The organism is Pseudonocardia yuanmonensis (assembly GCF_039542425.1).
Taxonomy (GTDB): Bacteria; Actinomycetota; Actinomycetes; order Mycobacteriales; family Pseudonocardiaceae; genus Pseudonocardia; species Pseudonocardia yuanmonensis.
Window position 1 is genome coordinate 93,884 of record NZ_BAABIC010000026.1, and the last position, 11,015, is coordinate 104,898.

Annotated in this window: 11 protein-coding genes; 5 read left to right on the top strand and 6 right to left on the bottom strand. The window is 72.4% G+C overall.

The window, feature by feature from the left end:
* Positions 1–34 precede the first annotated feature (34 nt).
* Positions 35–697, top strand: coding sequence for a thiamine phosphate synthase (gene thiE / locus ABD990_RS28935; RefSeq protein WP_345383939.1), 663 nt, complete (start codon positions 35–37; stop codon positions 695–697).
* Between the two features lie 9 nt (positions 698–706).
* On the opposite strand, the gene ABD990_RS28940 is transcribed toward thiE, so the two are convergent.
* Positions 707–1,630 (bottom strand): hypothetical protein, encoded by a 924-nt coding sequence (locus tag ABD990_RS28940; protein WP_345383940.1) that lies wholly within the window; start codon positions 1,628–1,630, stop codon positions 707–709.
* 365 nt (positions 1,631–1,995) lie between these two features.
* Complete coding sequence (locus ABD990_RS28945; RefSeq protein WP_425569681.1) at positions 1,996–2,784, bottom strand: DUF3159 domain-containing protein; 789 nt, start codon at positions 2,782–2,784, stop codon at positions 1,996–1,998.
* 118 nt (positions 2,785–2,902) lie between these two features.
* Between ABD990_RS28945 and ABD990_RS28950 the strand changes: the two genes are divergently transcribed.
* Entirely contained in the window at positions 2,903–3,748 is an 846-nt protein-coding gene (locus ABD990_RS28950; protein WP_345383941.1) for an SGNH/GDSL hydrolase family protein, read from the top strand.
* 66 nt (positions 3,749–3,814) lie between these two features.
* On the opposite strand, the gene thpD is transcribed toward ABD990_RS28950, so the two are convergent.
* The 4 genes from thpD to ectA form a co-directional block, all read right to left on the bottom strand.
* A complete protein-coding gene (gene thpD / locus ABD990_RS28955; protein ID WP_345383942.1) occupies positions 3,815–4,729 on the bottom strand; it encodes an ectoine hydroxylase in 915 nt (304 codons plus the stop codon).
* Positions 4,730–4,888: 159 nt separating this feature from the next.
* Entirely contained in the window at positions 4,889–5,299 is a 411-nt protein-coding gene (locus tag ABD990_RS28960) for an ectoine synthase (protein ID WP_345383943.1), read from the bottom strand.
* A gap of 7 nt (positions 5,300–5,306) precedes the next feature.
* Entirely contained in the window at positions 5,307–6,563 is a 1,257-nt protein-coding gene (ectB, locus tag ABD990_RS28965) for a diaminobutyrate--2-oxoglutarate transaminase (protein ID WP_345383944.1), read from the bottom strand.
* 10 nt (positions 6,564–6,573) lie between these two features.
* The gene (gene ectA / locus ABD990_RS28970) at positions 6,574–7,191 is read right to left on the bottom strand and encodes a diaminobutyrate acetyltransferase (protein WP_345383945.1); all 618 of its coding nucleotides are present in this window, start codon (positions 7,189–7,191) and stop codon (positions 6,574–6,576) included.
* Between the two features lie 1,218 nt (positions 7,192–8,409).
* Between ectA and ABD990_RS28975 the strand changes: the two genes are divergently transcribed.
* From ABD990_RS28975 to ABD990_RS28985, 3 genes are all read left to right on the top strand, one after another.
* Entirely contained in the window at positions 8,410–9,819 is a 1,410-nt protein-coding gene (locus tag ABD990_RS28975) for an MSMEG_0569 family flavin-dependent oxidoreductase (protein WP_345383946.1), read from the top strand.
* Between the two features lie 11 nt (positions 9,820–9,830).
* Positions 9,831–10,679, top strand: coding sequence for a carbon-nitrogen hydrolase family protein (locus ABD990_RS28980; RefSeq protein WP_345383947.1), 849 nt, complete (start codon positions 9,831–9,833; stop codon positions 10,677–10,679).
* 62 nt (positions 10,680–10,741) lie between these two features.
* Positions 10,742–11,015 (top strand): MSMEG_0572/Sll0783 family nitrogen starvation response protein (locus ABD990_RS28985; protein ID WP_345383948.1); only part of this gene is annotated, 274 nt, incomplete at its 3' end.

Consider the following 11,015-nt stretch of genomic DNA (forward strand, 5'->3'; position numbering starts at 1 on the left):
CCGTTTCCGGCCGCCCAGCCTACGCTCCCGGACCGTGCCCCGACTCGACCGTGAGACGCTGCTGACCCGGCTCGCCGACGCCCGGCTCTACCTCTGCACCGGCGCCCGCCGGGACCGCGGGGACCTGGCGGAGTTCGCCGACGCCGCCCTCGCCGGCGGCGTGGACGTCATCCAGCTCCGCGAGAAGGGCGGCGAGCCGCTCGAGGCGAAGCAGGAGCTGGCGGCCCTCGAGGTGCTGGCCGAGGCCTGCGCGAAGCACGACAGGCTCCTGGCGGTGAACGACCGGGCGGACGTCGCGCTGGCCGCCGGCGCGGACGTGCTGCACCTGGGCCAGGACGACCTGCCCGTCGAGTGGGCCCGCCGGGTCGCGGGCGAGGAGATCGTCGTCGGGCGCTCGTCGCACAGCACCGAGGAGACCCTGCGGGCCGCGGACGAGCCCGGCGTGGACTACTTCTGCGTGGGCCCCTGCTGGCCCACCCCGACCAAGCCCGGCCGGCCCGCCCCGGGCCTGGACCTGGTCCGCACGGTGGCCGGGCGCGCGCCGGCGCGGCCGTGGTTCGCGATCGGCGGGATCGACGGCGGGAACCTCGACGAGGTCCTCGCCGCCGGCGCCACGCGCATCGTGGTCGTCCGCGCCATCACCGAGGCGGAGGACCCGGAGGCCGCGGCCAGGGCCCTCCGCGCGCGGCTGGGGTAGCTCGCAAGATCAGTTCCCGGCGTTCTCGCCGCCGCTGCCGCTGCCGCTGCGCCCGGTCGGCTGCTGGTCCCCGGTCTGCGAGCCCGAGTCGCTCCCCGCGCCGGGCGCGGTCGTCCGGGTCGGCGTGCCGGTGCGCGGGGTGGTCGTGGCGGTGGCGCTGCCCGTCGACTCCTCGGTGCCGGGGCGCTCGGTGGACCCGTCCTGCTCGTCCGTCGGCTCCGCGGACGTCGTCGGCGTGGTGGTCTCCGTGGTGTCCGTGCTGCCGCCCCCGTCGGTGTCGTCCTCGGGGGTGATCGGGCTCCCGGAGACGACCCGGCTGACCGAGGTCCCGGAGGTGCCGCCGGAGATCGGCGACCCCTTGACCCACTCGACGCCGGTGATCACCACCATGCCCACCACGAACGCGGCGACGGTCGAGGCCGCCGCCAGCAGCAGGCGCTTGCGCGTGTACCAGGGACGGGTCTTCTCCGGCGCCTCGTCGCCGAGCGCCGGCTGGAGCATGGTGGGGCCGCCGCCCTCGTCCGTGCGGCGCTGCAGCGGGATCGTGGCCAGCGGGTCCACCGGCTCCGCGATCACGACGGCGTCCTTGCGGCCGGGGATCTTCACCCGCGCCAGCACCGTCTCCTTGGTGCGGTCGAGCGAGCGCTGGTAGATCGTGGTGCCGAGGGTCGTCACGACCGAGCCCAGCGCCGCACCGGCCACCGTGCCCGTGGCGCCGAAGAAGGACCCGAACACGGCCGTGGTCGCGGCCGCGCCCGCACCGGCGAGGACCTTGTTGACGGTGAGGTCCGGCGTCTTCTCCTCGATGGTCGCGCTGGTGGCCGCCGTGCCCGTCGCCGGGCTGATCGCCGTGGTCGGGACACCGCCGGAGGGGGTCCGCGGGCGGGGGGTGGCCGGGTTCGGGCCCGTGGCCGTCGTGACCTGGGTGGGCACGCCCGAGGACGGTGGCCCGACGCGACGGGTCGACGAGGACCCCCGCGAGCCTGCGGATCCGGTGGAGTCCCCGGACCCGGACCGGCGCTGCGGGCCGGGGTGGCCGGGCCGGCGGTCGTCGGGACGTCCGGCGCCCGGCCGCTGGGCGGCCCCGGTGCGCGGGAGGTCGGGCGGGCCGGGCTGGTGCGGGACGGGCCGGCTGTGGGGGCCGGCCTCGGCCTGCGGGTACCGGGATGACTGCGGGCGGGGATGCTGCTGGGCCATGACTCCGTTTCACATCGCGCGAGGGCTACCGGGCTTACCTCCCCCGTATGAACGTCGGCGATCAAGGAAACGCACCTGACGATCACCATGAGTGAGGGTTGTCACCTGTCCGTGGCGGGACCCTCCACCGTAGGGCCTCCCGGATCGTCGCCCGGCACCCGGGGGTGCCGGATCCCCGGATGGTCCGGCGGGAGGGCCGAACGCAGGGCCGGCCAGGAGAGCACGACGCTCAGCGCGACCAGCGCCGGGCTGAACGCGACCCGCGCCGCACCCAGCGCGAACACCCACTCGGCCTGGTACAGCGGCACGAACACCGCCACCCGCACGACGTACTGCGCCACCCACACCCAGCTCGCCCGCTGGTAGCCGCGGAGCAGGTCCGGGTCCCGCCGCCACCGCGTCCGCTGCCCGAGCGCGGTGCCCACGACCAGGCCCAGCAGCGGCCAGCGCACCACGATCGAGACGGCCCAGGCGAGCGCGCTGGCGACGTTGCTGAGGATCTGGACGAGGAAGAAGTCCTCCGCCCGGCCCGTGTAGAGCGCCACGATCGCGGCGACGGCCACCCCCAGCAGCCCGAACAGCACCGCCCGCGGGCGCGTGCCCCGGGCCAGGCGGACGATCGCGACGACGACGCCCGCCAGGATCGCCGCGCCCGCCGCGATCCCCACCGGCGACCACCAGCCCAGCGCCCCCGCCAGCAGCCAGACCAGCACGAACGCGCCGACCGGCACGGAGGCGTCGATCGCCCCGCCGCGGCCGCCGAGGATCGCGCGCAGCGACTCGGCGCCCTCCCGGCGCCGGTCCCGGCCGTCCCCGGGTCCGCCGTCGCCGTGGGTGCCGCTCCCCGTGCCGCGCTCCGGGCGGCCCGGGGGGCCATCGGGTGTGCTCACGAGAGGCAAGGGTGCCCTATCCCCTCATCGAGATCACGCCGTGCTGGCGGATTTCGTGACACTTGGGTGATCCTGTCCGAGCAGGGAGGTGGCCATGCTCTGGACACGAGGAGAACGGATGCGAAGGGAGCTGGGTGCCGTGAACCGGTGGAACAGCTTCGTCGCCATCGGCGACAGCTTCACGGAAGGCCTGAACGACCTCCGGGACGACGGGTCGCCGCGCGGTTGGGCCGACCGGCTGGCCGAGCGGCTCGCGGCCGGGCGCCCCGGGTTCACCTACGCCAACCTCGCCGTGCGCGGCAAGCTCCTCGACCAGGTGGTCGCCGACCAGGTGCCCGTCGCGGAGGTGATGCGCCCCGACCTCATCTCCTTCTGCGCGGGCGGCAACGACATCATCGGCCTGCAGTGCGACCCCGACGACCTGGCGGTGCGCTTCGACGCCGCCCTCGCCCGGCTGGTGGCGACCGGGGCGGACGTGCTGATCTTCACCGGCTTCGACCTGCGCCGGATGCACGTGCTGCTGCGCCGGCTGCGCGGCCGGGTGGCGACCTTCAACGAGAACCTGCGGGCCAGCGCCGACCGGCACGGCTGCCGCGTGGTCGACCTCTGGGGCATGAACGTGCTGGCCGACCCCCGCGCGTGGGCCAGCGACCGGCTGCACCTCACCCCCGAGGCGCACGAGCTCGTCTCGCTGCGCGCGCTTGAGGTCCTGGGCGAGCCCGTGCCGTCGGACTGGCGGACCCCGTGGCCGGTCGTCGAGCGCGCGAGCTGGCGCGCGCGGCAGGCCGAGGACCTCGCCTGGGTGCGCGACCACGTCATGCCGTACGTGCGCAAGCGTCTGCGGGGCGGGCACACCGGCGAGGGCTACCTGCCCAAGCGCCCCGAGCTCACTCCCCTGGTGCGGCTGGAGGAGCGGCTGGACCGTTCGACCACGGTCTTCGACCGCCGCTCGCCGGCCGTCTGAGGCCCGCCCGCCGACGCCGGCGGGGCGGCTCCCGCAGGGGAGCCGCCCCGTCCGTCGTGACCGGTGTCAGCGCACCGGCGTGAAGTCCCGCGCGCCGATGTACTCCGGGCGCCGCTTGGGCGCGTAGTACGGCTCGACGCAGGTGTTCTCCACGCTGTTGAACACGATGAAGATGTTCGAGCGCGGGTACGGGGTGATGTTGTCCCCGGAACCGTGCATGCAGTTGGAGTCGAAGAAGGTCGCCGAGCCGGCCTTCCCGGTGAGCATGGCGATCCCGTGTCGGTTCGCCAGGGCCGTGAGGCTGTCCGGGTCCGGCGTGCCGATCTCCTGCTCCTTGAGCGAGGACCGGTAGTTGTCCTCCGGCGTCTCGCCGACGCAGCTCACGAAGGTCTTGTGCGACCCCGGCATGATCATCAGACAGCCGTTGTACGGGTAGTTCTCGGTCAGCGAGATCGAGCAGCTCACCGCGCGCGGCGTGGGCATGCCGTCCTCGGCGTGCCAGGTCTCGAAGTCCGAGTGCCAGTAGAAGCCGCCGCCGCCGAAGCCGGGCTTGTAGTTGATCCGGCTCTGGTGGACGTACACGTCGCCGCCGAGGATCTGGCGGGCCCGGCCGACCACGCGCTCGTCGGCGACCAGGCGCGCGATGGCGTCGCTGATCCTGTGCACCTCGAAGATCGAACGCACCTCGTTCGACTTCTTCTCGACGATGCAGCGGTCGTCCGCGCGGATCAGCGGGTCGTTGGCCAGCCGGTCGAGCTCGGCCGCGTAGCCCGCGACCTCGTCCGGGGTGAGCAGCTGGGGCACCTGGCTGAAGCCGTTCTCGGCGTGGCCGTGCAGTTCCTGGGCGCCGAACATGCCGGCGCTGGACTCGCTCCCCCAGACCGTCGGCTCGACGCGCTCGATCAACGCGGGCTCGGTCGACACCCGCGTGTAGTAGCGGTCCTGGGTGGTGCGGGTCTGGCTGCTGCTCGGGGCAGACATGCGCGTCCCTTCCTTTCCTCGTCGGTCCCTGCGGGAGTGCTTCCGCCCTTCCTCTGCGGTGGGTGCGGCGGCGTTCGGTCGTCCGGCGGTGCCGTGGTGCAGTGGTACACGGCGCGACCGCCGGGCCCGTCCGGGGCCCGGCGGTGCGCACACCGGGCGTCAGGCCTGGCCGGCCGGCTCCGGCGGCAGCTCGAGCAGCGGGTACACCCCGTTCTCGTCGTGCACCTCGGTGCCGACGATCGGCGGGGTGAACACGCAGACGCAGGTGATGTCCGACCGGACCCGCACCTGGTGCTTCTCGTTGCCGTCCAGCAGGTACATCGTGCCCGGGCCGAGCTCGTACGTCGTGTCGTTGTCCTTGTCGTACAGCTCGCCCTCGCCGGAGACGATGTAGACGGCCTCGACGTGGTTCGCGTACCAGAAGTCGTTCGTCGAGCCGGCCCGCAGCACCGTCTCGCCGACGGAGAAACCGACCCGGTCGTGCGCGGTGACGATGCGGCGCGAGTACCAGCCGGGCGTGTCGACGTGGTTCTTCGTGCCGGTGACGTCATCGATCTTGCGGACGATCATGTAGTGCTCAGCCTCCGGAGGTGACGACCTTGACGGACTCGGCGACGACGGCGAGGCCTTCGTCGAGCTCGTCGTCGGTGATGGTCAGGGGCGCGAGGATCTTCATGACCTCGCTCTGGGGGCCCGAGGTCTCCATCAGGAGTCCCCGCTCGAACGCGGCGGCACACACCTTGGCGGCCTGCTCCTCCTGCGCGAACTGCAGGCCGCGGGCCAGGCCCCGGCCCTTCGCGGTGAGCTCGGTCGACTTGGTGTCGGCGACGATCCGGTTGAAGGCCTCCTCGACCTTCTCCCCCTTGCGGATCGTCTCGCGCTCGAGGGTGTCGTCGCTCCAGAACCGGTGGATCGCCTCGGTGCCGGTGACGAACGCCGGGTTGTGCCCGCGGAAGGTGCCGTTGTGCTCGCCGGGACCCCAGATGTCGAACTCGGGCTTGATCAGCACCAGGGCCATCGGCAGCCCGTAACCGGAGATCGACTTGGAGATCGTGACGATGTCCGGCTGGATGCCCGCGGCCTCGAAGGAGAAGAACGGCCCGGTCCGGCCGACGCCCATCTGGACGTCGTCGACGATCAGCAGGATCTCGTGGCGCTTGCACAGCTCGGCCAGGCCCTGCAGCCACTCGATGCGGGCCGGGTTGATGCCGCCCTCGCCCTGCACCGTCTCGACGATGACCGCGGCGGGTTCGTTGAGGCTCGAGCCGGTGTCGGTGAGCACCTTCTCGAACCACAGGAAGTCCGGCACCTTGCCCTCGAAGTAGTTGTCGAACGGCATCGGGGTGGCGTGGACCAGCGGGATGCCGGCGCCGCCGCGCTTCATCGAGTTGCCGGTCACCGAGAGCGCGCCGAGGGTCATGCCGTGGAAGGCGTTGGTGAAGTTCACCATCGCCTCCTTGCCGGTGATCTTGCGGGCCAGCTTGAGCGCGGACTCGACGGCGTTGGCGCCGGTCGGCCCGGGGAACTGGACCTTGTAGTCCAGGTTGCGCGGGGCGAGGATCTTCTCCCGGAAGGTGTTGAGGAACTCACCCTTGGCCGTGGTGTACATGTCCAGGCCGTGGGTGATCCCGTCCCGGGACAGGTACTCCAGCAGCTTCTTCTTGAGCGGCTCCGGGTTGTGCCCGTAGTTCAGCGCGCCCGCACCGGCGAAGAAGTCGAGGTAGGAGTTGCCGTCGACGTCCCACAGGCGGGCGCCCTTGGCGGTGTCGAAGACCACCGGCCAGTTGCGGCAGTACGAGCGGACCTCGGACTCGACGTCCTCGAAGATGGTCATTTCCTTCTCATCATCCTTCGGTCGGGATCGGGCCGATTCGATAGAGGATCTCTGACTCGTGTCCGTCGCCGAGAAGGGAGCCGGGGAACAATTCCGTTCTCGACACTTCTGCGTCGTTCCGGCGCGCGAAGGCGGCGAACATGGCGTTCGACGCGTCGTTGTCCGGAGTCACCGTCGTCTCCAGGAAACGGACGTCGGGAACCTGCGCGAAAAGCGTGTCCAACATCCGCCCCGCGACCCCGCGGCCGCGGGCGGCGGCGCCGACGGCGACCTGCCAGACGAGGAGTGTTTCGGGAGCGTCCGGGCGGCGGTACCCCGTGACGAAGCCGACGGGCTCGCCGTCGAGCTTCGCGATCACCGAGGTCGCGGCGAAGTCGCGGCACCAGAGGAGGTACGCGTACCGGGAGTTCACGTCCAGCACGCGGGACTCCGCCGCCATCCGCCAGAGGTCGACACCGTCGTCGATCGTCGGGGGCCCCACCGTCAGTCCGGGTTCGTCGCCGGACGGATCCGTGGTGTCGGTGGTGGCTGCTGTCATGGCCAACGAACGTAACAGGGGTATTGCGAAGCTGCACCCGTCGACGATTGTCGACAACATTCGATCCCGCGGTTCCGTGATCGTCGCCACAACATCGTTTATCGGGCCCGGAATGTGGGCACCAGCGGCGCAGGTGAATGGTCGGCGCAGTTTCCGCAGGTGCATCACCGATTCTGCGGCCGCCTCGGCGGGCGGGCCCGGTGGGCGGACCCCTACGCGCCGTCGCCGTCCGCCACGGGTCGTCACGGAGCATGACGCTCGCCACGATCCCGATCCGCTCGCACGATAGGGGCAGCGGTCCGGCGGCGCGAGGCGAACAGTCCGGAGTCGGTCGGACCGACCGGACCATCGAGGGGCGGGCGGGTGCCGACGGGGCCGGGCAGTGGATCATCTGCCGGGCGGTCGGCGACCCGTTCCCGATCGCCGGCACATCGGGCGGCGCGGAGCGACGAGTGGGACGCACCAGGACTCGGCGACGGCCGGGCGGCGAGGGCACCCGAACCGCCGCTGTCGCTCTCCGGTTCGATCGTCATCCGCACCTCGCACGGCCCTCGTCGTAGGTCGCGGCGTCGTCATGACCTTCGACACCGGCGCGCCTCCGACGTGTCGGGTCGGGGCGGCCGGAATCGGCCCCAACACCCTTCTTCGGCGAGCCCGTCGACCCGGGCATAACACACACCGCAATGAGACCTGCGGCACTTCTCGGCCGATACCGCGAACGGCGCAGCCGCTTCCGTCCGTGCGCCGGACGACAACACCCGGAAAGTCGCCGCTGCGCCGCCGACCTCTTCTGAACTTTTCGTATCCGCGAAGAGGCAGCGCCCCCGATGAGTACCCGCGGATGAGGCCGCCGCCCACCAACCCGGACCTGCCACACCCGCTTCGACACGAACGCCACAGCCCGCCCGTACGCCCCACATCTCGTCGACCGGGTGCGGGACGCGGCAGCGGGTGTGCGCTCCGGTCGGTGTCAGCGCCCTCGTGCCCGGGACCCCGCGGGGGCTGCACCGACCGTCCGAGCCCTGGGCTGGTGCGCGGTTCACCCGGTGCGGGAGCACGGGCAGGTGTGGCTGGTCCCGGCCCCGTTCCCGACCGACCTTCGCCCGCAATCCCCCGGCGCCGCCCGGGCGATCCCGGCGAGAGCGCCGCTCCGATCTCACCGCGACGAAACACGAGCAAGATCCGGAAACGCAGACGCGTTCCGGATGACACATCTCCGCAACGGCTCCGCCGTGAACTGGTACCCGAGCCAGTCACGGCCCGGCTCGCACCCCACCGTCCCGGAGCCCTCCCAGGAGCTGATTCTCCATGTCCCCGTCGCAGCCGGCCGCCCACCTGCGCGCCGTCCCCGATCGCGCCCCCGCCACCGCCGAGCTCGACGGCGCGCACCGCTCCGTCGTGGTCGTCGGTGGCGGGCAGGCGGGGCTCTCGGTGAGCCGATGGCTCGTCACCCACGGCGTCGACCATCTGGTGCTCGAGGCGCGGACCGCCGGGCACGAGTGGCAGGACCGGCGCTGGGACTCGTTCTGCCTGGTCACGCCGAACTGGCAGTGCCGCCTGCCCGAGTTCCCGTACGACGGGCCGGACCCCGACGGCTTCATGGTCCGCGACGAGATCACCGCCTACCTGGAGAAGTTCGTCGCCTCCTTCGACCCGCCGCTCGTGGAGGGCGTCCGCGCCACCTCGCTGCGCGCCGTCGAGGACGGTACCTTCCGGATCGGCACGGACAAGGGGACCGTGACCGCGGACCAGGTCGTGGTCGCGACCGGGCCGTACCAGGTCCCGCGCACCCCGCGGATGGCCGAGCGCCTCCCGGACGCGGTGACCCGGCTGCACTCCTCCCAGTACCGCAATCCGGAGCAGTTGCCCGAGGGCGCGGTCCTGGTCGTCGGCACCGGGCAGTCCGGCTGCCAGATCGCCGAGGACCTGCACCTCGCCGGGCGCACCGTCCACCTCGCCACCGGCACCGCGCCGCGCGTCGCCCGCTTCTACCGCGGCCGGGACTGCGTGGCCTGGCTGTCCGAGATGGGCACCTACACGAAGGGGATCGACCAGTTCCCCGACGCGGAGGCGGTGCGGCACAAGACGAACCACTACGTCACCGGCCGCGACGGCGGGCGCGACATCGACCTGCGTAAGTTCGCCCTGGAGGGGATGCACCTGCACGGCCGGCTGGTCGGGATCACCGCCGGGCGGCTCCGCTTCGCCGGCGACCTGCGGTCCAACCTGGACGGAGCCGACGCCGTCGCCGAGGGCATCAAGGACTCGATCGACGCGTACATCGCCGCGAACGGGATCGACGCCCCCGTCGAGGAGCGGAAGGCCCCGGTCTGGGCGCCGGAGTCCGACGAGCCGGAGGAGATCGACCTCGCCGCCGCCGGCATCACCACCGTCATCTGGTCCACCGGCTACGGCCGGGACGACCGCTGGATCGAGCTGCCGATCTTCGACGGCCGCGGCTACCCCACCCACCAGCGCGGGGTGACCAGCCGGCCCGGCGTCTACTTCATCGGCCTGCCCTGGCAGTACACCTGGGGCTCCGGGCGCTTCTCGGGCGTGGCCGACGACGCCGAGCACGTCGTCCGCCGGATCCTCGAGACCCGCCGCGCCGGCCGCGTCGCCGACGGCCTGCACTGGCTGGCCGGCACCCCCACCAGCACCTTCCCGTCCGACCCCACCGACGATCCCGACTGGGTCGCCCCCCGGTCGGCCAGCTGAGGAGCCCCGCCATGCCCACGACCCGCGTCGCGACCGTCGCGGCCCCCTTCGACCGGGACCTCGAGGCCGACTTCGCCCGCATCGCCCGCCTGGTCGACGAGGCGAAGCAGCAGGACGCGCAGCTGCTCGCCCTGCCCGAGGCCGCGCTCGGCGGCTACGTCTCCGACCTCGACGGATCCGCCTCCCCGCCGCCGGCCTTCGCGGTCGACGGCCCCGAGATCGCCCGCCTGGCCGCGCTGGCCGGGGACCTCGTCGTCACCGCCGGCTACTGCGAGGCGGCGGAGGACCGCCGGTACAACGCGGCGGTCTGCGTGACCGGCGACGGCGTGCTCGGCACCTACCGGAAGGTCCACCAGCCGCTGCGCGAGGACGCCACCTACACGGCAGGGGACGCGTTCGAGGCCTTCGAGACCCCGATCGGCCGCATCGGCATGCAGATCTGCTGGGACAAGGGCTTCCCCGAGGCGGCCCGGGCCCTGGCGATCGACGGCGCGCGGGTGATCGTCTCGATGTCGGCCTGGCCGGTCAGCGCGACGAACCCGCACCCCGATCCCGCGCAGGACCGCTGGACCCGCCGCTTCGACCTGTTCGACCGGGCCCGCGCGCTGGAGAACCAGGTCGTGTGGGTCGCGTCGAACCAGTTCGGCACGTTCGGCTCGCTGCGCTTCGCCGCGAACGCCAAGATCGTCGACCCCGGCGGCGAGATCGTGGCCGCGACGGGCCAGACCGAGTCGATGGTGGTCGCCGACTTCGACCTCGACGCCGACCTCGACGCCCACCGCGCCGGCATGAACAACCTGCGCGACCGCCGCCCCGACCTCTACGGGGCCCTGACCCGGCCGGCGCTCCAGCCGGTCTGAGCACGACCACTCCCCACCCGTCCCGCACCCGTCCACAGGACCTGTCCACATCGGAGGATGACATGGCCGACCTGACCGATCTCGAGAAGCAGAGCCTCGAGGAGATCCCGCACCCGTCGATGCCCGAGGGGTCGTCGATCTACGGCGGCACCAAGGTGTTCCCGGACTACCAGGCCGAGAACGGCGAGACCTACTTCACGCTGGTGCACGGCATCGCGCACGAGTCCTCGGTGAGCTTCGTGGCGATCCTGCAGGCCACCCGGGCGCTGCGGAAGGGCTTCGAGTCCGCGATCTACTTCTACGGCCCGGGCTCGCTGAACTGCCTGGCCACCCGCG